A 19,457-nucleotide genomic window follows, 5' to 3' on the forward strand; every position below is an offset into this window, starting at 1 on the left:
CCCCTACCTGCGGATTCCGGTGGCGAACGGGAGGGTGTTGACGAAGGCCCGGTGGTGCTCGCGGTCGCACCACTCCAGCTTCAGGTACGACTTGCCAGCCGAGGCGCGGATGGTGCGCTTGTCGCGCGCGAGGGCCTCGGGGTTGCGGGAGGAGACGGTGATGTAGCCGACGAGGTTGACGCCCGCGGCGCCGCTCGCGAGGTCCTCACCGCGCTGGTCGAGGCGGTTGTGCGAGGCGATGTCGCGCGGGTCGACGGTCCGGTTCATCTTGGCGGCGCGGCTGGCCTCGGCATCGTCGTTCGTCTTCTCGGTCAGCATGCGTTCGATGGCGATCTCGGTGGGTTCGAGGTCCATGGTCACGGCGACCGTGCGGATGACGTCGGGGGTGTGGACGAGGAGCGGGGCGAGGAAGTTGACGCCCACCGGGGTCATCGGCCACTCCTTCACCCAGGCCGTGGCGTGGCACCAGGGCGCGCGGGTGGAGGACTCGCGGGTCTTCGCCTGGAGGTACGTCGGCTCCATGGCGTCCAGCTCGGCCGGCCAGGCGTTGCGCTTGGTCATCGCCTGGATGTGGTCGATCGGGTGGTCCGGGTCGTACATCGAGTGCACGAGGGAGGCCAGCCGTCCCTGACCGAGCGGCTGGCGTACGCGGATGTCGGCTTCCTGGAGCCGGGAGCAGATGTCGGTCAGCTCGCGGGCCATGACGACGGCGAGTCCGGCGTCCCGGTCGAGCCTCCGCCCGCCCTGCGGCCGCGCGGCCCGTGCCATGGCCTGCGCCTCGGAGGCCAGTTCGCGAGAGTAGTGCATACAGGCGACGAGATAGGCCCGGTGCTGCTCACTGCTGGTGGACACCATCGACTGGAGCTGGTCGTAGGACTGCTGGAGCCATCCGGGAGCCCGCTCGTCGCCGCGTACGGCGACGTCCTTGGCGTGGGCGTCCGGGTCGGCGGGGAGGGTGCGGGCGAGCATCTGGAGGCGGGTGACGAAGCCGTCGCCGTTCGCCACGTGCTTGAGCAGCGTGCCGAAACGGTCGACGAGGGCCTCCTGGTCCTCGCTGTCGCGCAGACCGACACCCGGCCCCTCGATCTCGATCGCGGCCGTCACGGTCCGCCGGTCGGCGTGCAGCAGCACGGCGATCTCGTCGGGTCCGAACGGGGCGGCGAGCCAGGAGATCCGCCCGATGCCGGGCGGCGGCCCGATCTCGATCTCCTTCCCGTCGACGCGGGTACCGGCCTCCATCACATGGCTGCGGTACTCCGTTCCCCGGCGCAGACTCCGCTTGTAACTGCGGTTGATCTCGAACCACTTGTAGAACGTGCGGCGCTTGTACGGGACGTACACCGCGGCGAGCGCGAGCAGGGGGAAGCCCATGAGCAGCACGATCCGCAGGGACAGGACCGGGACGAGCAGGCCGCACATCATGCCCAGGAACGCGCCCCCGATGATGAGCGCGATCTCGCCGGACTCGCGGTTCCGGCCGACGATCGCGTTCGGCCGGGCGCGGCCGATCAGATATGTACGGCGGGGCGTGACCGGATGGGACAAGTGGGACTCGGTCGTCAACGCCCTTCACCTCCCGTGCGGTTGGTACTGCTGTTGCGGGTATTGCTCGCGTGCGGGGTGTTGGCCGGGCTGGTACGCGGTGGGGGTGCGGCGGAGGGGACAGATCCGCCGCCTCCGTTCGGCGTACGACTGCTGTGCGCGGCCACACCGCCGGACGCGGGGTTGGAGGGGCGCGGCTGGCTGTTGCCGCCCCCTCCGCCGTTGTTGTCGGCGCGCGTGCTGTGCGTCTTGATGCCCTGCGCGACCAGGGTGGCCGGCGAGCTGATCACGGCGGCGGCCTTTCCTTCGGCGCCCTGCATGATGCGGTTGTTGCGGGAGCCGGCGATCTCGTCACCGAATCCCGGTACGAAGCGGTAGATCATCGCGCTGGCGAAGATGGCGAGCAGGATGATGGCGAGCCCGGAGACGACGGCGGAGAACGCGTCGGGTCCGCTGTCGGTGCTGAGGGCTCCGGCGAGGCCGAGCACTATCACGATGACCGGTTTGACCAGGATCACCGCGATCATGATGCCCGCCCAGCGGCGGACGTGGCCCCACAGGTTCTTGTCGACGAGGCCCGCGTAGACGACGGTGCCGAGGAGGGCTCCGACGTAGAGCAGGGCGGCCCGGATGACCAGCTCCAGCCAGAGGACTCCGGCGGCGAGGATCGAGACCAGCGAGACGACGATCAGCATGATCGGGCCGCCGCCGATGTCGTCGCCCTTGTTCAGCGCGCCGGAGAACGTCCCGAAGAACGCGTCCGTCTGGTTGCCGGTCGTCTTGGCCAGCACCTCCGTCACGCCGTCCGTCGCCGAGACCACCGTGTAGAGGATCAGCGGCGTGAACGCCGAGGCCAGCACCGTCAGCCAGAGGAAGCCGATCGCCTCGGAGAGGGCGGTGCTGAGGGGGACACCTCGCACGGCCCGCTTCGCCACGGCCAGCAGCCACAGCAGCAGGGTCAGGATCGAGGACGCCGCGAAGACGACGGCGTACTGCTGGAGGAACTTGGGGTTCGTGAAGTCGACGTTGGCGGTGTCGTTCACGGCGGCCGAGAGTTTGTCGACGGTCCAGGAGGCGGCGTCGGCACAGCCCTTGGCCAGGGAGGAGAGGGGGTCCAGCGTGGACCCGAGCCCGGGGTTGTCACTCAGGCCAGACCGGCCGGATCCCTTGTTGTCGCTCTCGCAGTATTTCTTGGCGGGGCCGATCAGGAGGCCGCACGGGTCCTCCTTGGAGGCCGAGGGCGTCGGAGTCGGCGCCGCGGCGGCACGGGTGGCGAGCAGGACGGCCGTGCTCTGTACGGCGGTGACGACGGCCGCGAGTTTGAGGACAGTGCTTCGGCTACCGGGCATACGTGAACCCTCCGTACTCCTCGATGGCCTTGCTGATCTCGTCGGAGGCGGCGGCTTTGTCGTCGCCGGGGACCGGGGCGGGCCCGTCCTTCTGGGAGTCCGTCGCGATTTTCCAGTCGCCGTTGTCCCACTGGAGCTCGAAGGTCCAGGTCTTCCACGTCGAACCGACCGGATCGGTCGACGTCTGCCCGGACATGCCGATGAGGCCCATGTACCAGACGGAGACCTTGGCGTCGGAGTCGCTGTACTGCTTGATCTTGGTGCCGACCGGGATCGTGCGCGAGACGAACGTGCTGCCCTGCGGCGCGTTCCCGTCCGCGTCGAGCCCCAGCTTGCTGAGAAAGTCCGTCGAGTAGGCCTGGTCCATCGGGTCCTGGAGCCGGTCGGCGGCGGCGGACGTGTAGATGGTGCCGACGATGTCGTGCCGCGTGGCCGTCTTGAACATGCCTGTCGAACCAAGCGCCACCGCGTAGTTCGCCGCCGCGCTCTGTGCGCCCTCGCCCGTGTGGGGGAAGCCCGAGGGGATGCCCGCGACCTTCGCGTCCACCGGGTGGTCGCCGGAGGCCGCCGTGGGAGAGGTCTTCGCCTTGTCGCCGTCCTCACCGCCCGAGGACGGCGAGTCGTCGCCGCGGTTCGCGAAGGCGATTGCGGCGATGAGGAGGACGACCACGCCGACGACCGTGATCAGGCTCCGTGAGGAGGATCCGCGGCGACGCGCGCCGCCGTAGACGTCGCCCGGGCGGTCGGGAAGGCGGGTGCGGGTCTGGCCGGAGCCCCCGTACCCCCCGTCCTCGCCGCGCGAGGCGTCGCCGTACCCGGGTTCGTCACCGAGACTCATGCCGCGTACGCCCCCTCAACCTCTCGCTGAACCAAGTAGTACGACGGTAGCCGTGCTGGTTCCCGCGCGGGCGCGGTGTGGTGACTCGACATCAGGGAAACGCAACCTCAGCCGGTGGGCACGACGGACGGGTGGGTCGGAGTGGAGAGAATCCGGGCGCGCCCGGCCGGGGACTGACGGTGCGCCAGGGGTGGCGCGCCCGGCCGGGCTACACGGCCATGCCGTACACGATGGTGAAGAGCGTGCCGAGGGATCCGATGATGAAGACTCCCGTGAGCCCGGCGATGATGAGGCCCTTGCCCTGTTCGGCGCTGAAGGTGTCGCGGAGGGCGGTCGCGCCGATGCGCTGCTTGGCCGCGCCCCAGATCGCGATGCCGAGGCAGAGCAGGATGGCGACCGCCATCACCACCTCGACCATCACCTTCGCTTCGTTGCCCAGGCTGCCGAAGGGGCCCCAGTCTGGGGCGATTCCACCGATGATTGTGTTGATGTCGCCCTTGTCGGCTGCGAAAAGCATGTAAGTCACCGCCCCTAGTGGGTAGTTCTGCACCCCCTGCCACTGCGCAGAGGTCGGGCCCATTCTCGCCGACAATGACGCCGTCGTATGTCGACTTGACGTCATTGGTTGGCGGGATTCGTACGAATTCCTTGTCACCGGCGTACGCGGGACCCTCGCGGGAGGCGTACGGCGGTATACGAAGAGTCGTATGGTCACTCTGTGTATCACGGCCGGTCACGCCGGGCAATGAAGTGGAAGCGAAACCTCGCGCGTGGTTCCGTCGTTGTCCCCTTCTACGGCTCACGCGCGGGACGCATTCGAACGGACGCGGCCCCGCAGTACCGCTTCTGACGGTCCGTCGAGCCGATGTTCCCCGGGTCCCGCGCCTGCGTGAGGTGGACGCAGTACGCCGAACCGGTGACCTAAAGGCTAACGCCCTCCGGGGTGCCCCGGGGCCTGCCCCCCTGGTGATATCGACGTGTGGCTGGACCGGTTCCGCGACGCCAAGGGAAGACCTCCGGAGGAGCAACCGTGATCGACGTGACCTACCAGATCAACGCCGTGCGCCGCAGCGTCGGCACGCGCGAGTTCAAGGCGGGCGAGGCCCGTGTGGTGACGCTGAGCCAGACCTACGACGCGACGGTCGAGGACGTCTGGGACGCCTGCACCAGCGCCGAGCGCATCCCCCGCTGGTTCCTGCCCGTCTCCGGTGACCTCCGCCTCGGCGGTACCTACCAGCTGGAGGGCAACGCGGGCGGCACGATCGAGCGCTGCGAGCCGCCGGAGAGCTTCGCCGCGACCTGGGAGTACGGCGGCGAGGTCAGCTGGATCGAGGTGAGCGTGACCCCGGAGGGGGACCGCACCCGCTTCCAGCTCGAACACATCGCCCACGTCGGCGACGAACGCTGGGACCAGTTCGGGCCCGGCGCGGTCGGCGTCGGCTGGGACCTCGGCATGATGGGCCTGGCCGGCCACCTCGGCTCCCCCGGAGGCTCCCTGGATCCGAAGGAGAGTATGGCCTGGCTGGCCTCCGACGAGGGCCTCCGCTTCATCACGCTGAGCAGCGAGAGCTGGTACGAGGCGAATGTCGCCGGTGGCGAGCCGGAGGAGGCCGCGCGGTCCTCGGCGGACCGGACCACGGCGGCGTACACGGGGGCCGAATCGGCGTGAGGCCGCCCGGCCTCATCTCATGAGCGGCCCTCGGCGGGAGCCGGGGGCCGCTCGTCCTCCAGCCCCGCCACGAAGTGGTCGAACTCGCCCGCCTGGACGCCCAGGACGAACGCGTCCCACTTCCTGCGGGTGGTGGTGACGACGTTCCCGGGGTCGCCGGTCTCCCGGATGTAGACCAGGTCGTCCGCGCCGAAGGCGAGTTCGATCCAGGGGCCCGGACCCGTCGCGCCCTCCGGGGCGGCACGCACCCAGTCGAGGTTCGGGGGGATGTCAGTCACGGTCCTGTTCCTTCTTGTCCTGCTTGAGGGTACGGAAAAAGGTGCGGAAGGCCGCGGGAGCGGCGGTGAGTATCGCTCCGCTCGGGTCGCCGGATTCGGTGAGGTGGATCGCGCCGGTGGCGCGCTCTCCGGCTATGTGGACGCAGGCTTCTCCCTCGCCGCAGTACGAGGACTTCTGCCAGGTGACGGTGGGCATGTCGGGTCCTTTCACAGGTCCTGGGCGATGGCGTGGATGAACTCGCGCGACTCGTGGGGGCCGAGGGCGAGGCCCGTCATGCGCTCCAGGAGTACGCGGTACTTGTCGAGCTGGGCCTCGGCGTCGAGCAGAGCGGAGCCGTGGGACTGGTCGAGGTGCACCGTGTCGAGCTGGGGGACCGCTCCGTGGGCGTACAGGATCGACTGCCCGGACCCGGGGTAGGCCCCGGCGGCGAACGGGATGACCTGGACGGTGATGTGCGCGCGCTCGCTCATGTCGAGGATGTGCCGGAGCTGCTTGGTCGCGACGGCGGGGCCGCCGAACTGCATGCGCAGGGCGGCTTCGTGGATGACGGCCCGATACGGCGTGGGGGAGTCCTTGAAGAGGACGGCCTGACGCTTGATCCGGAACGACAGCCGGTGTTCGACGTCGGGGGGTGAGAGCTCCGGCACGACCTGGCGGAAGACCTCGCGGGCATGGTCGTGGATCTGGAGCAGGCCGGGCACATGGGCGGTGACTCCGGCGGACAGACGGGTGGCGTGGTGCTCCATCTCGGCCAGGTCGATCAGGCCGCCCGGCAGGATCTCGCGGTACTCCTCCCACCAGCCGCGGATACGCTCGGCGGCCATGCTGCTGAGTGCCTCGACGAGGGTCCTGTCGGCACTGTCGTAGTGACAGGCCAGGGCGCGTACTCGCTCCGGGCTCACCCCGGCACGCCCGGCTTCCACGTTGCTGATCTGGTTCTGCCGGACTCCGAGCAGCTTGCCCGCCTGGGTGGAGGTCAGGCCCGCACGCTCCCGGAGCTTGCGCAACTCGGTACCCAATCGGAGTTGACGACCCGTCGGGTTGTTTCTCACGGGGCTGGCCCGCCTCCCTCGCGCAGCAGGTCACCCACACGGGTGATAGATCATCACTTTCACGGAAACCGTGTAAGACCTTTTACGGTTGCCGCTACTTTAAAGCTCGGGCCTCGCCCAGAAGCACCCCGCTCGACGGAGCGGCCGCGGTCACTGGGCAACGTAGCGACACGACACCACCCAACTCCCCTCCGTGATCGGAGACTTCCATGGCAACCGTATCCCCGCCCTGGTCCTACACCCTCCAACTCCCGCACGATCCCCGTGCCCCGGGCGTCGCCCGTGCCACCCTGCGTGCCGTTCTCGCCGCCCACGGGCTCACCGAACTCGCGCCCACGGCCGAGTTGTTGGCCTCCGAGCTCCTCGCCAACGCCCATCTGCACGCACCCGGCCCCTCCGCCCTTCGGCTCCTCTCGGCGGAGCCGGACCGGCTGAGGGTCGCCGTGTGGGACTCGGACCCGACCGTTCCGTCCGGATTCCGGGAGGGCGCTCCCGCAGGCCCGGCCCCGGAGGACGGCGAGCACGGCCGGGGGCTGCACCTCGTCCGGGCCTGCGCCGACGCCTGGGGCGTCGCCGTGCTGCGCGAGCTGGGGGCGTCGCGGGGCGGGAAGCTGCTGTGGGCGGAGTGCCGGGGTGCCGGGCGGGCGGCTCGGGGCTGAAGCGGTGCGTGGTGGCCGCCGGGCACCGGTGGCCGGGCGGGGCGGCCTCTCACAGGTGATACTCGGACTGGTCCGAGGGTTTTGCTCACCCGCTCGGGGCAAGGTGAGAGGCGATGAAGCGCACCCGCGTCACCCGTCCCCCCGGCGCCCGGCGGCCCGCGCTGCTCGGTGCGGCGGCCGTGCTGCTGGCCGCGACGTCCGCGTCCGTGGCGGCGGCCGACGACGGTCCGGGACCGTTCGGCGTGACCGTCCAGGCCGCCGAGAACGGCCGGACCGCCCGCGTGGGCGCCCTGTTCCACGGGAGCGCCGCGAGCGGCGGCAGCGGCGGGCACTTCTGCACCGCCTCCGTCGTGCACAGCGCGGGGCGGGATCTCGTCCTCACCGCAGCCCACTGCCTGGACGGGGGAGGAGCCCTCACCTTCGCGCCCGGCTACCGGGACGGCAGCGCGCCGTACGGGTTCTGGGACGTCGAGGGGGTCTTCCTCCCCGAGGGGTGGACGGACGGCCGGGACGAGGGCAGTGACATCGCCTTCGCCGTCCTCGGCACCCGCGACGGCAAGGAGGTCGAGGACGCCGTCGGCGGCGGGAACCCCTTCGCCGCGCACCGCGCCACCGGGGCCACCGCCGTCACCGTCACCGGGTACCCCAGCTCCGCCGACGCCCCCATCGCCTGCACGGACAAGCCCACCGCGCACAGCCGTACGCAGCAGCGCGTCGCATGTCCCGCCTTCACCGGCGGGACCAGCGGCAGTCCCTGGGTGAACGGGGACGGGGCGGTCGTCGGGGTGATCGGCGGCCACGAACAGGGCGGGAACAGCGCCGACGTCTCGTACAGCGCCGTGTTCGGGACCGAGGCCGCGAACCTCTACCGCGAGGCCGGCCGGGCGAGTTAGAGCCTGTCCGGCGCAATATGCCGCCGTCCTTGTGCGCGACAGCCCTGTCGCGCGGGGGCCGCCTCTACACTGACGTCGGCGGACTCCTGTGCGGTGAGGGGCGGTTGACGGTGCGTAAGGCATGGATCGCGGCGACCCTTGCCATCGGAGCGGCGCTCAGCCTCGTGATGCTGCTCGTCGTCGGCGTCTACATGGTGGCCGGGAACCTCGCCAACGGCATCGGCGGCGGATCGGTCGGACTCGCCAAGGGAGCCGTACCCGCCGCGTACCAGCCGCTCGTCCAGAAGTGGGGCAATCTCTGCGGCGCGATCAATCCCGCGCTGCTCGCCGCCCAGCTGTATCAGGAGAGCGGATTCAATCCGAACGCGAAGAGTCCGGCGAAAGCGGAGGGGATAGCGCAATTCATTCCGGGGACCTGGGCCACGCATGGAGTCGACGGCGACGGAGACGGCGACCGCGACGTATGGGACCCGAATGACGCGATTCCGTCGGCCGCCTCGTACGACTGCCAGCTCGCCTCCTATGTGAAGGACGCGCCGGGGAACCCCACCGAGAACATGCTCGCTGCCTACAACGCGGGCGCCTACGCGGTCATCAAGTACGGGGGCGTGCCGCCGTACAAGGAGACCCAGAACTATGTGAAGACGATCACCACGCTCTCCAAGAGCTTCGCCGCGCCGGTGACCCGGGTGGACCCCTCGAAGCAGGCCGCCGCCGCCATCACGTACGCGCAGAAGAAGCTCGGCACGCTCTATCTGTGGGGCGGCAACGGCACCGCTGACCAGGGTGGACGCTTCGACTGCTCGGGGCTCACCAAGGCCGCGTACGAGAGTGTCGGGGTCACCCTGCCGCGCGTCGCCAACGACCAGTACAACGCCGGGCCGCACCCGAAGCGGGAGGAGCTGCTGCCCGGGGATCTGGTCTTCTTCTCGGACGACCTCACCAACTCCCGTGCCATCCGGCACGTGGGCATCTATGTGGGCGGCGGCTACATGATCGACGCCCCCAGGCCGGGTGCCGTCATCCGCTTCGACCCCGTCGACACACCCGACTACTTCGGGGCCACCCGGGTGACGGAGGATGGCGCGAAAGCATTGCCCACTTCGGTCTGAACCCACCCTGATCTGCGACGATGTATCTCTCTTCGATAACGTCTGCGTGATCATTCCGTGGAGTGTGGAACGTAGTGGAGGGGACTGTGCGTTCCTTTTGACGTAGAGAACTGATCTACACCACGGGGGTGGATCGAGCGGCACGCGAAAGGGCGTGTCCGCGGGAAAGACGACGAAGGGGCCGCAGCACCATGGCTGGACTCGCCGAATCCGGTTCGAACCCCGACGTCGAGCTGCTGTACGACATCAATGGCCTGGCCAAGGACGCGCCGCACTGGTTCGACCGGATCATGGAGTTCGTCGGCGAGTGGGGTCTCCTGCTCGCGATGGTCCTCCTGGTCGTGTGGTGCTGGTGGAGCGTCCGGCGGCGGGCCGACACGGACGCGGCGTCGTCCGTGGCCGGACTCGTCTGGGCACCGCTCGCGGCCGGTATCGCGCTCCTCGTGAACGTTCCGATACGGGGTTTCGTGGAGCGCCCCCGCCCCTTCGTCGACCACCAGGGCCTCGACGTCCTCGTGAGCGGCAAGACCGACTTCTCCTTCGTCAGCGACCACGCGACGCTCACCATGGCGATGGGCGTCGGACTCTTCGTCGCCAACCGGAAGTTCGGACTCGCGGGGATAGGGCTCGCGCTGCTCGAAGGGTTCTGCCGGGTCTACATGGGCGTGCACTACCCGACGGACGTCATCGGCGGCTTCGCGCTCGGCACGGCCGTCGTCCTGCTGCTGTCCCCGCTCGCCATGGCGCTGCTGACCCCGGTCATGAAGGCCGTCGAGAAGGCCCCGCGCGCCGGCCGGCTGATCCGTGCGCGGGACGCCGTACCGGCTGGGCAGGAGACTCTGATCCCGGGGGCGCGGGCCGAGCAGTCCGAGGAACGGGACCTCGCCGCGTAGCGCTCGAGCCGCCCGGGCCTACGGCAGCGGGCGGCTCGGGGCGCGGGCGCCGCAGCGGCGACGCGCACTCGCGTGTGCGGCGCACGGTGTGTGTGCGGCGCACGGTGTGTGCGGCTGCGGAGCCTGTCCGCGGCTACAGCGCCTGGGGGAACGAGAAGAAGCGGTCCGGGTCGTAGCGGTGCTTCAGAGCCTTGAGACGCGTGGCCGCGTCGCCGTAGTACGCCTTGCGCCAGTCGGTCAGCGACGCGTCCGTGTAGTTCTGGTAGGCCGCGCCCGAGGCGTAGCGGGCCATCGCGTTGTGCGCGCCGGTCAGCCAGGACTGGGCGGTGGTGCCGGAGGTGCCCGCCTGCCAGGAGGCGATGTACTGGGCGAGCATGCGCGAGCGGCGGTGCACGAACGCCGTGGACGTCGGCGAGACGCGGTTGACGGCGCCGCCGAGCGCGGTGAGCGCGATGCTGCCCGCGCCGCCGCGGACCGCGGATATCTGATTCAGGAGCGTCTGCACGCCGGACGCCGATATCGAGCGGTCGAAGAAGTCCGAGCGGGCGGCGTACGTCTCGCGGCCGAGGGCGCCCTGCGGGCTGCGGCCCGGCGTCGAGCCCGGCAGATGGCACTGGGCGTCGGCGGAGAAGGACGAGCAGCCCGCGTACACCTCCATCGAGTCCTCGTACGAGCGCCGCTTGAGGGTGACACTGCGCGCCGGGGAGCCGATCTTGTCGGCCAGCCGGTCCACGGCGTTCTGGAGTTCGCCGTAGGTGCCGAGGGAGAAGGCGGCCACCGAGACGGTGGGCGTGCCGCCGGCCGCGCTGGACAGGTGGCAGGACGACCAGATCTCGTCCGGCTGGCTCGGCCCCCACTCCTGCCAGGCCTTCACCACGGCGGCCGCCTTGGCCCACGGCCAGGTCATGTACGCGGTGACGCCCTGCGGCGCCGGGTGGGTCTTGAAGCGGAGCTCGGTGACGACGCCGAAGTTGCCGTTGCCGGCGCCGCGCAGGGCCCAGAACAGGTCCTTGTTCTCGGTGGCGTTCGCGACGAGCTGCTTGCCGTCGGCGGTGATCAGCGTCGCCTGGGTGAGGCTGTCGCAGGTCAGTCCGTACGCCCGCGACACGACGCCGTGGCCGCCGCCGAGGGTCAGGCCGGAGACGCCCACGGTGGGGCAGGAACCCGCCGGGATGGTGACGCCCTTCGCGGCCAGCGCGCGGTACACGTCGATCAGCTTGGAACCCGCGCCGACGACCGCTTCGTTCGCCGACGCCCGGATCTTGTTCAGCTTGGACACGTCGATGACCAGGCGGCCGTTGCCTGAGGACCAACCGGCGTACGAGTGGCCGCCGTTGCGGATCGACACCTTCACGCCGTGGGCGCGGGCGTAGTCCATGGTGGTGCGGATGTCGTCGGCGTGCGCGACATAGGCGACGGCGGCGGGCTTCAGGTTGTCGAAGCGCGTGTTGTACAGCTGGTGGGCGGCCGGCCAGCTGCGGTCGCCGGGGCGGACCAGGGCGCCGTCCAGCTGATGGGAGAGCCCGGTCCAGTTGGCGGCCGCGCGGTTGGCGGCGGTCGCCGTGCGGATGCCGGTGCCCTCGGCGCTCGTGCTCTCGGCCGTGCCGGAAGCCTTGCCGTCACCACTGTCGCTGCCGTTGCACGCGGACGTCGCCGCCGCCGCGAGGACGGCGGTGGCTCCGCCGATGAACGTACGCCGTTGCATGTGCGCCTCCCGTGGGTTCCGTGGAACGAGACGGGCGCCCGGGCTCTGGGGTTCCAGGGCGCATGTCGCAGAACCGCTACAGCACCCGCATCCCAGCACGCGTGCTCCGGACCGGGCACGGCGGGGTGGGTGCGAGCGTGGGTGGGGGAGGAGCGGGGAGGGAGAGGGGCGAGGGACGCGGAGTCCCGGGGCAGGGCGCGCCAGGTGCGGCCGGGCGGACGAGACGTCGCGGGCAGCCCTGGGACAGAGGTCCTAGGCGATCACGGCCGTGGTGTGGGCCACTCCGTCCGTGCGGGCCTGGCTTCTGGCGCGGCGAGCGGGGCCCTGCCAGCCGCAGGTGCAGCGGGCCAGGCAGAACCGGCCTTGTTCGATCGTCGTCGTGAGGTGTTCGGGGGAAGCGTCCACGTGCCTCTGCTGCTCCACAACGACAACGTTACCCAAGGCAAGTGAACGGACTCCTCCCGCGTGACGAGCGCTCCCACCCGTCGTTAAGCGGAACGACAGGAAGGCCCGGGACGGACCGGCTGGGGGTCGGCGGACGATGGTGGCGCAGCAGCAGGGTCGGGCGGTCGTGATCGCGCTCGCCGCGGCGGGGCTCATGGTCTGTGGCACCGGATGCTCGGGCGGCGGTGCCGTCGCCCGCGACGTCCGCACCGGCCCCGGCACCGTCGAGACGCTGCGTCAGGCCGCGGGCGCGCTCGAGCGCGCGGGCACGGCGAAGGCCAGTACGTCGATGGAGATGGCAACCGGCGGGACCCGGGTCACCATCCGCGGGCAGGGCGTGTACGACTTCAGGAAGCAGACGGGGCGGCTGAAGGTGATGCTGCCGCAGGACCCCGCCGGGACGGCGGAGCACCGGCCGATCACCGAACTTCTCGCCCCGGGCGCTCTGTTCATGAAGAACCGGGGTGCCGGAGTGCCCGCCGACAAATGGGTCCGCGTGGCGACGGGCGGTCTCACGGACGGGAATCTGGTCACGGGCGGCGCCACCGACCCGTACGCCGCCGCCGAACTGCTGCGCGGCGCACGGGCGGTGACCTATGTGGGGAAGACCGAGCTGGCCGGGGTCCCGGTACGGCACTATCGCGGGACCGCAGACCTCGACATCGCCGCGCGGGACGCCTCGCGGGGGCAGCGGCCGGCGCTGAGGGCGGCGGCGAAAGGGTTCGCCACCACCGAGGTTCCGTTCGACGCCTACCTCGACGACCAGGGGCGGCTGCGGAAGGTCCGGCACCGGTTCAGCTTCGTCAACGGACAGCAGAAGGGAACCGTCGCCGTCGCCTCGACCATCCTGCTGTACGAGTTCGGCACCCCCGCCGACGTACGGCTGCCGGATTCCGCGGACATCTTCGCCGGCAAGATCGCGGACTAGTGGGTTCCGGAGAAATGGGCAAGAGCATCCGGAGCCGTAGCTTCACAGGAGGGCCGGAAATGGCCCTTCCGTGCCATGCGCGGTGCGTAGGCCGCTCCCTACTCTAGGAAGTCGGTGACGGCAGGAAGAGGTGATGCACGTGGCTCCGGTCGGCGGTACGGCAGTTCAGGACCACGTGGCCCTCGCCGAGATCGAACTGTGCGGCGAACTGATCATCGCGGCCTCTGCCGCCCACGAGGACCGGCTCAGCCTCGAGAGCATCGACGAGGTGCTGAAAGTGGCCGAAGAGCGCACCCGTGAGCGGGGTGCGGCGGAGTAGTCCTTCCCCGGTTCTTCCCGGGGGACCGGAGGTCCGTGCCGGGACCGGAGCTCCGTGCCGGCGTCCCGCTCGGCGGCTCGCGCGGCGTTCCGCCCGCTCGGAAGGCGCGCGTCTTGCGCGTCACACGCGTCGCGGGCGCCCTGAACGCCCCGCTGTATCCCGTACGGCATGTATGTCATCGGCGTCAGGGTTGTCGCATGTGCCGGATGCGCCGCATGCGTCGTATCTCTCACTTCCCCCGCGGCCCGCGCGTGTATTGCACCTAGCTCAGGTGCGGAGCAGGCGGCCGATCGCCTTCGTCGCTTCCTCGACCTTCGCTTCGATCTCGTCGCCGCCCTTGAGGGCCGCGTCCGCGACGCAGTGGCGCAGGTGCTCCTCCAGGAGCTGGAGGGCGAAGGACTGGAGGGCCTTCGTGGAGGCGGAGACCTGGGTGAGTATGTCGATGCAGTAGACGTCCTCGTCGACCATCCGCTGGAGACCGCGGATCTGCCCCTCGATGCGGCGCAGCCGCTTCAGGTGCTCGTCCTTCTGCTGGTGGTAGCCGTGGATGCCGCGGTCGTGGTCGGTCACGATCTCCTGCGCGTCGCCGGAGGGCGCCGTCGCGCCGGCCTCGGTGGTCGTCATCGCGTCCTCCTGCTGGATTCGAACGGCGATCATGTCTGAAACGCCACATACATATACCCCTGGTGGGTATATGGTATCGAACTTTGCTGGGTAGAGAGCCCTTGCCCGGCGCCGGTACCGGACCCTGTGCTGATCACTGTGCCTGATGGGCGACACTGGGGGACGGCCCATTAGCCGTGGCCGGATGATGCGCCTAGCATCAGCCTGACCGAACCGAAGCACCCCGAGGACCCCAACGTGCGCTTTCGTCTGACCCCCAGGGAGACGAGCTTCTACGACATGTTCTCCGCATCCGCGGACAACATCGTCACGGGCTCGAAACTCCTCATGGAACTGCTCGGGGCGGACGCGTCCGCCCGGGCCGAGATCGCAGAGCGTATGCGGGCCGCGGAGCACGCCGGTGACGACGCGACACACGCGATCTTCCACCAGCTGAACTCCTCCTTCATCACGCCGTTCGACCGCGAGGACATCTACAACCTCGCCTCCTCCCTCGACGACATCATGGACTTCATGGAGGAGGCCGTCGATCTGGTCGTCCTGTACCAGGTCGAGGAGCTGCCCAAGGGCGTCGAGCAGCAGATCGAGGTGCTGGCGCGGGCCGCGGAGCTCACCGCCGAGGCCATGCCCAACCTGCGGACCATGGACAACCTCACCGAGTACTGGATCGAGGTCAACCGTCTGGAGAACCAGGCCGACCAGATCCACCGCAAGCTGCTGGCCCACCTCTTCAACGGCAAGTACGACGCCATGGAGGTACTGAAGCTCAAGCAGATCGTGGACGTGCTGGAGGAGGCGGCCGACGCGTTCGAGCACGTGGCGAACACGGTGGAGACCATCGCCGTCAAGGAGTCCTGACCCGTTCATGGACACCTTCGCTTTGATCGTGACCATTGGGGTCGCGCTCGGATTCACGTACACGAACGGCTTCCACGACTCGGCGAACGCCATCGCCACCTCCGTGTCCACGCGTGCCCTGACGCCGCGGGCCGCGCTCGCCATGGCCGCGGTGATGAACCTCGCCGGTGCGTTCCTCGGCAGCGGGGTCGCCAAGACCGTCAGTGAGGGGCTGATCCAGACACCCGAGGGCTCGAAGGGGATGGGCATCCTCTTCGCGGCGCTCGTCGGCGCGATCACCTGGAACCTGATCACCTGGTACTTCGGTCTGCCGTCCTCGTCCTCGCACGCCCTGTTCGGCGGCATGGTCGGCGCGGCGCTGGCCGGTGGCACGACGGTCTACTGGAGCGGCCTGCTCGACAAGGTCATCATCCCGATGTTCCTCTCGCCGGTGATCGGCCTGCTCGTCGGCTATCTCGTGATGACCGCGATCATGTGGATGTTCCGGCGGTCCAACCCGCACAAGACCAAGCGCGGTTTCCGTATCGCGCAGACGGTGTCCGCGGCCGGCATGGCGCTCGGGCACGGTCTCCAGGACGCCCAGAAGACGATGGGCATCGTGGTGATGGCGCTGGTCATCGCCGGCGAACAGGGGCCGAACGACCCGATCCCGGTCTGGGTGAAGATCGTCTGCGCGACCATGCTGTCGCTGGGTACGTACGCGGGTGGCTGGCGCATCATGCGGACGCTCGGGCGGAAGATCATCGAGCTCGATCCGCCGCAGGGCTTCGCCGCGGAGACGACCGGTGCCTCGATCATGTTCGCGTCGGCCTACCTCTTCAAGGCGCCGATCTCCACGACCCATGTCATCACCTCGGCGATCATGGGTGTCGGGGCGACGAAGCGGGTGAACGCCGTGCGGTGGGGTGTCGCCAAGAACATCGTCCTCGGCTGGTTCATCACCATGCCGGCGGCGGCGGTCGTCGCGGCGGTCGCCTTCTGGATCGTGAACCTGGCGTTCCTGTAGGAGCGGGGTCGCTCCTGCGGCGCCCAGTCCTCACGGGGCCGGTCCTTCGGGACCGGCCCTTGGTGTTTTCGCCCCCTCCGCCCCTGCCCTTCCCGGCCCCGGGGCTGCGCCCCCAGACCCCCCTTCGGCCTGAACGGCCTCGTCCTCAAACGCCGGACGGGCTGCAAAGGGCCTGCCCGTCGGGAAGGCGGGCGCCGGGTGGCTGTGAGTGTGTCGGTGGGGTCGGGGTTGCGGCCCGGGTGCCGGTGGGGCCTGGTGGAGAGGTGGGGTGGGGAAAACGAGCGGGCCCGCCCCCGGGAGCCAGGGGCGGGCCCTTCTCGTCCTCGCGGTGGCACCGCCATGCAGCACCGCGAGGGGTTTTCGGGAGGCGGTCCGGTCAGCCGAAGCGACCGGAGATGTAGTCCTCCGTGGCCTGGACGGACGGGTTGGAGAAGATGCGCTCCGTGTCGTCTATCTCGATGAGGCGGCCGGGCTGGCCGACCGCGGACAGGTTGAAGAACGCGGTGCGGTCGGAGACGCGGGCGGCCTGCTGCATGTTGTGCGTCACGATGACGATCGTGAAGCGCTCCTTCAGCTCACCGATCAGGTCCTCGATCGCGAGGGTGGAGATCGGGTCCAGGGCCGAGCAGGGCTCGTCCATGAGGAGGACCTGCGGCTCCACCGCGATCGCCCGCGCGATGCACAGACGCTGCTGCTGACCGCCGGACAGGCCGGACCCGGGCTTGTTCAGCCGGTCCTTGACCTCGTTCCAGAGGTTCGCGCCCTTGAGGGACTTCTCGACGACGTCGCCGAGCTCGGACTTCTTGTACGAGCCGTTGAGCTTGAGGCCCGCCGCCACGTTGTCGAAGATCGACATCGTGGGGAAGGGGTTGGGACGCTGGAAGACCATGCCGATGGTGCGGCGCACCGCGACGGGGTCGATCCCGCTGCCGTACAGATCCTCGTCGTCCAGCAGCACCTTGCCCTCGACACGCCCGCCGGGGGTGACCTCGTGCATGCGGTTCAGGGTGCGCAGGAAGGTCGACTTGCCGCAGCCGGAGGGGCCGATGAAGGCCGTCACCGAGCGGGGCTCGACCGTCATGGAGATGTCTTCGATCGCCTTGTGGGCGCTGTAGTAGGCGGTCAGACCGCTTACGTCGATTCGCTTGGCCATGTCAGTCACTGCTTCTTTCGCGAAGGTTCGGGTCGCTGATCGGCCGCGTCAGCGGCCCGTCTTGGGTGCTTTCCAGCGTGCGATGGCGCGCGCACCCATGTTGAGGATCATGACGAAGAGGATGAGCGCCAGTGCTGCCGCCCAGGCCCGGTCGGTGGCCACGTCGGTTCCCGCGCTGTACTGACGGTAGATGTACAGCGGGAGCGAGGCCTGCGGGCCGTCGAACGGGTTGTTGTTGATGAAGTTCGTACCCCACACCAACAGCAGCACAGGGGCGGTCTCGCCGGCGATACGCGCGACGGCGAGCATCACACCCGTGGTGATACCGCCGATGGACGTCGGCAGGACCACCTTGATGATGGTGCGCCACTTCGGGATGCCGAGCGCGAGGGAGGCCTCGCGCAGCTCGTTCGGGACGAGCTTGAGCATCTCCTCGGTGGAGCGGACCACCACGGGCATCATCAGGATCGACAGGGCGAGCGCGCCGGCGAAACCGGAGTAGCCCATGTCGAGGATCAGGATCCAGAGGCTGAGAATGAACAGGCCGGCGACGATCGACGGGACACCGGTCATGACGTCGACGAAGAAGGTGACCGCCCTGGCGAGCTTGCCCCGTCCGTACTCGACGAGGTAGATCGCGGTCAGCACGCCGATCGGCACGGCGATCAGGGTCGCGATGCCCACCTGCTCCAGGGTGCCGAGGAGCGCGTGGTAGATACCGCCACCGGGCTCGTTGTCGGCGATCACACCCATGGAGTGGCTCAGGAAGTACATGTCGAAGGCCTTCACGCCACGCTTGACGGTCTCCCAGATCAGGGAGGCCAGCGGGATGACGGCGATGACGAAGCAGGCCCACACCAGGTTCGTGGCGACGCGGTCCTTGGCCTTGCGGCGGCCCTCGACGCGCGCGGCGACGACGTACGTACCGAGGACGAAGAGGATCGCGGCGAGCAGGCCCCACTGGACCTTGCTGTCCAGGCCGGCGGCCAGACCGATACCGGCGGCCACGGCGAGGGCGCCCGCGGCGATGGCCCAGGCGGACCACTTGGGGAGGCTGCCGCCGCGCAGGCTGCTGGCGTGCTTGCGGGTGACGGGTGCGTTGCTCATGCGTTGGCCCCCGAGTACTCCTTGCGGCGGTTGATGATGTAGCGCGCCGCGCCGTTGACCAGCAGGGTGATGACGAACAGGACGAGACCCGAGGCGATCAGGGCGTCCTGGCCGAACTCGTTGGCCTCGTTGAACTTGCTCGCGATGTTCTGCGCGAAGGTGCCGCCGCCCGGGTCGAGCAGGCTGGCGTTGATCTCGAAGGTCGGGGAGAGCACGGTGGCGACGGCCATCGTCTCGCCGAGCGCGCGGCCGAGGCCGAGCATCGAGGCGGAGATCACGCCGGAGCGGCCGAAGGGCAGCACCGACATACGGATGACCTCCCAGCGCGTGGCGCCGAGGGCCAGTGCGGCTTCCTGGTGCATCTGCGGTGCCTGCCGGAAGACCTCACGGCTGACGTTGGTGATGATCGGGAGGATCATGATCGCGAGCAGGATGCCGACGGTGAGCATCGAGCGGGGCGCTCCGCCCTGCCACTCGAAGATGCCGGTCCAGCCGAAGTAGTGGTCGAGCCAGCCGAACAGGCCGGTCATGTGCGGCACGAGGACGATGGCGCCCCAGAGGCCGTACACGATGGACGGGACGGCGGCGAGCAGGTCGATCACGTACGCGATGGGTCCGCCGAGCTTGCGCGGCGCGTAGTGCGTGATGAACAGGGCGATGCCGACCGCGACCGGGACCGCGAGGGCCATGGCGATGATCGCGGAGACGACCGTGCCGAAGGCCAGCACCGCGATGCCGAAGACCGGCGGTACGAGGTTGGTGTTCCACTCGAACGTGGTGAGGAAGTTGCCCTCGTTCTTGCTCAGCGCGAGGGAGGCGCGGTAGGTCAGGAAGACCGCGATGGCGGCCATGATCACCAGGAGCAGGATGCCGGAACCACGGGAGAGCGCGAGGAAGACGCGGTCGCCGGGACGGGTGGCGCCGCGTTCCGCACGCTTCTGCGTGGCATCGGAAATCGGTGGGGTCGGGGGAGGCGCGTCGGTGTTCTGTGTCGATATGTCCATCAGGAGTCTCCGGTCTGCGGAGC

General features: G+C 69.5%; 22 protein-coding genes. 9 read left to right on the plus strand and 13 right to left on the minus strand.

All coding sequences use genetic code 11. From position 1 onward, the window contains the following. Positions 1–3 precede the first annotated feature (3 nt). The 4 genes from OOK38_RS14595 to OOK38_RS14610 form a co-directional block, all read right to left on the minus strand. Entirely contained in the window at positions 4–1,563 is a 1,560-nt protein-coding gene (locus tag OOK38_RS14595) for an SCO6880 family protein (protein ID WP_266760261.1), read from the minus strand. After that, positions 1,560–2,891 (minus strand): hypothetical protein, encoded by a 1,332-nt coding sequence (locus OOK38_RS14600; RefSeq protein ID WP_266760259.1) that lies wholly within the window; start codon positions 2,889–2,891, stop codon positions 1,560–1,562. Before OOK38_RS14600 ends, OOK38_RS14595 begins: the two co-directional genes overlap by 4 nt. Beyond that, positions 2,881–3,729 (minus strand): hypothetical protein, encoded by an 849-nt coding sequence (locus tag OOK38_RS14605; protein ID WP_266760257.1) that lies wholly within the window; start codon positions 3,727–3,729, stop codon positions 2,881–2,883. Before OOK38_RS14605 ends, OOK38_RS14600 begins: the two co-directional genes overlap by 11 nt. A gap of 208 nt (positions 3,730–3,937) precedes the next feature. Then, positions 3,938–4,246, minus strand: coding sequence for a hypothetical protein (locus OOK38_RS14610; protein ID WP_037622434.1), 309 nt, complete (start codon positions 4,244–4,246; stop codon positions 3,938–3,940). A 513-nt stretch (positions 4,247–4,759) separates the two neighbouring features. On the opposite strand from OOK38_RS14610, the gene OOK38_RS14615 reads away from it, so the two are divergent. Next, positions 4,760–5,398, plus strand: a complete 639-nt coding sequence (locus OOK38_RS14615; RefSeq protein ID WP_266760255.1) for an SRPBCC family protein — start codon at positions 4,760–4,762, stop codon at positions 5,396–5,398. 17 nt (positions 5,399–5,415) lie between these two features. Here OOK38_RS14615 and OOK38_RS14620 read toward each other — a convergent pair whose 3' ends face one another. The 3 genes from OOK38_RS14620 to OOK38_RS14630 are packed head-to-tail and all read right to left on the minus strand — an operon-like array spanning position 5,416 to position 6,729. Next, on the minus strand, positions 5,416–5,676 hold the full coding sequence (locus tag OOK38_RS14620; protein ID WP_266760254.1) for a DUF397 domain-containing protein: 261 nt from the start codon (positions 5,674–5,676) through the stop codon (positions 5,416–5,418). Next, positions 5,669–5,872 (minus strand): DUF397 domain-containing protein, encoded by a 204-nt coding sequence (locus OOK38_RS14625; RefSeq protein WP_266760252.1) that lies wholly within the window; start codon positions 5,870–5,872, stop codon positions 5,669–5,671. Before OOK38_RS14625 ends, OOK38_RS14620 begins: the two co-directional genes overlap by 8 nt. Before the next feature lie 11 nt (positions 5,873–5,883). Continuing rightward, positions 5,884–6,729 carry a helix-turn-helix transcriptional regulator gene (locus OOK38_RS14630; protein ID WP_266760250.1) on the minus strand — a complete coding sequence of 282 codons (846 nt, stop codon included), beginning with the start codon at positions 6,727–6,729 and terminating at the stop codon, positions 5,884–5,886. Between the two features lie 209 nt (positions 6,730–6,938). On the opposite strand from OOK38_RS14630, the gene OOK38_RS14635 reads away from it, so the two are divergent. The 4 genes from OOK38_RS14635 to OOK38_RS14650 all read left to right on the plus strand — a co-directional run bounded on the left by OOK38_RS14635 (position 6,939) and on the right by OOK38_RS14650 (position 10,286). Then, positions 6,939–7,388: an ATP-binding protein gene (locus tag OOK38_RS14635; RefSeq protein WP_266760248.1), complete on the plus strand. Its 450-nt coding sequence runs from the start codon at positions 6,939–6,941 to the stop codon at positions 7,386–7,388. A 113-nt stretch (positions 7,389–7,501) separates the two neighbouring features. Continuing rightward, complete coding sequence (locus tag OOK38_RS14640) at positions 7,502–8,281, plus strand: serine protease (protein WP_266848482.1); 780 nt, start codon at positions 7,502–7,504, stop codon at positions 8,279–8,281. 110 nt (positions 8,282–8,391) lie between these two features. Then, entirely contained in the window at positions 8,392–9,393 is a 1,002-nt protein-coding gene (locus tag OOK38_RS14645; RefSeq protein ID WP_266760245.1) for a bifunctional lytic transglycosylase/C40 family peptidase, read from the plus strand. A 191-nt stretch (positions 9,394–9,584) separates the two neighbouring features. Then, entirely contained in the window at positions 9,585–10,286 is a 702-nt protein-coding gene (locus OOK38_RS14650; RefSeq protein ID WP_266760243.1) for a phosphatase PAP2 family protein, read from the plus strand. A 133-nt stretch (positions 10,287–10,419) separates the two neighbouring features. Here the strand turns inward: OOK38_RS14650 and OOK38_RS14655 are convergent, their stop codons facing one another. Together OOK38_RS14655 and OOK38_RS14660 are read right to left on the minus strand one after the other, a co-directional pair. Then, positions 10,420–11,991: an FAD-binding oxidoreductase gene (locus tag OOK38_RS14655; RefSeq protein WP_266760241.1), complete on the minus strand. Its 1,572-nt coding sequence runs from the start codon at positions 11,989–11,991 to the stop codon at positions 10,420–10,422. A gap of 252 nt (positions 11,992–12,243) precedes the next feature. Further along, positions 12,244–12,414, minus strand: coding sequence for a hypothetical protein (locus tag OOK38_RS14660; RefSeq protein WP_266760240.1), 171 nt, complete (start codon positions 12,412–12,414; stop codon positions 12,244–12,246). 118 nt (positions 12,415–12,532) lie between these two features. Between OOK38_RS14660 and OOK38_RS14665 the strand changes: the two genes are divergently transcribed. Both OOK38_RS14665 and OOK38_RS14670 read left to right on the plus strand, forming a co-directional pair. Continuing rightward, entirely contained in the window at positions 12,533–13,363 is an 831-nt protein-coding gene (locus tag OOK38_RS14665; RefSeq protein ID WP_266760238.1) for a hypothetical protein, read from the plus strand. A 133-nt stretch (positions 13,364–13,496) separates the two neighbouring features. After that, a complete protein-coding gene (locus OOK38_RS14670; RefSeq protein WP_266760236.1) occupies positions 13,497–13,682 on the plus strand; it encodes a hypothetical protein in 186 nt (61 codons plus the stop codon). 267 nt (positions 13,683–13,949) lie between these two features. Here OOK38_RS14670 and OOK38_RS14675 read toward each other — a convergent pair whose 3' ends face one another. Further along, a complete protein-coding gene (locus tag OOK38_RS14675) occupies positions 13,950–14,306 on the minus strand; it encodes a metal-sensitive transcriptional regulator (RefSeq protein WP_266765753.1) in 357 nt (118 codons plus the stop codon). 237 nt (positions 14,307–14,543) lie between these two features. Here OOK38_RS14675 and OOK38_RS14680 point away from each other — a divergent pair, with 237 nt between their 5' ends. Both OOK38_RS14680 and OOK38_RS14685 read left to right on the plus strand, forming a co-directional pair. Then, positions 14,544–15,164: a DUF47 domain-containing protein gene (locus OOK38_RS14680; RefSeq protein WP_266760234.1), complete on the plus strand. Its 621-nt coding sequence runs from the start codon at positions 14,544–14,546 to the stop codon at positions 15,162–15,164. A 7-nt stretch (positions 15,165–15,171) separates the two neighbouring features. Then, positions 15,172–16,170, plus strand: coding sequence for an inorganic phosphate transporter (locus OOK38_RS14685; protein WP_266760233.1), 999 nt, complete (start codon positions 15,172–15,174; stop codon positions 16,168–16,170). Between the two features lie 376 nt (positions 16,171–16,546). Here OOK38_RS14685 and pstB read toward each other — a convergent pair whose 3' ends face one another. The 3 genes from pstB to pstC are packed head-to-tail and all read right to left on the minus strand — an operon-like array spanning position 16,547 to position 19,434. After that, a complete protein-coding gene (pstB, locus tag OOK38_RS14690) occupies positions 16,547–17,323 on the minus strand; it encodes a phosphate ABC transporter ATP-binding protein PstB (RefSeq protein ID WP_266760231.1) in 777 nt (258 codons plus the stop codon). 48 nt (positions 17,324–17,371) lie between these two features. Beyond that, the gene (pstA, locus tag OOK38_RS14695) at positions 17,372–18,430 is read right to left on the minus strand and encodes a phosphate ABC transporter permease PstA (protein ID WP_266760229.1); all 1,059 of its coding nucleotides are present in this window, start codon (positions 18,428–18,430) and stop codon (positions 17,372–17,374) included. Beyond that, positions 18,427–19,434: a phosphate ABC transporter permease subunit PstC gene (gene pstC / locus OOK38_RS14700; RefSeq protein ID WP_266760227.1), complete on the minus strand. Its 1,008-nt coding sequence runs from the start codon at positions 19,432–19,434 to the stop codon at positions 18,427–18,429. Before pstC ends, pstA begins: the two co-directional genes overlap by 4 nt. Positions 19,435–19,457 lie beyond the last annotated feature (23 nt).

Origin of the sequence: Streptomyces sp. NBC_00568 (assembly GCF_026341855.1) — a bacterium.
Taxonomy (GTDB): Bacteria; Actinomycetota; Actinomycetes; order Streptomycetales; family Streptomycetaceae; genus Streptomyces.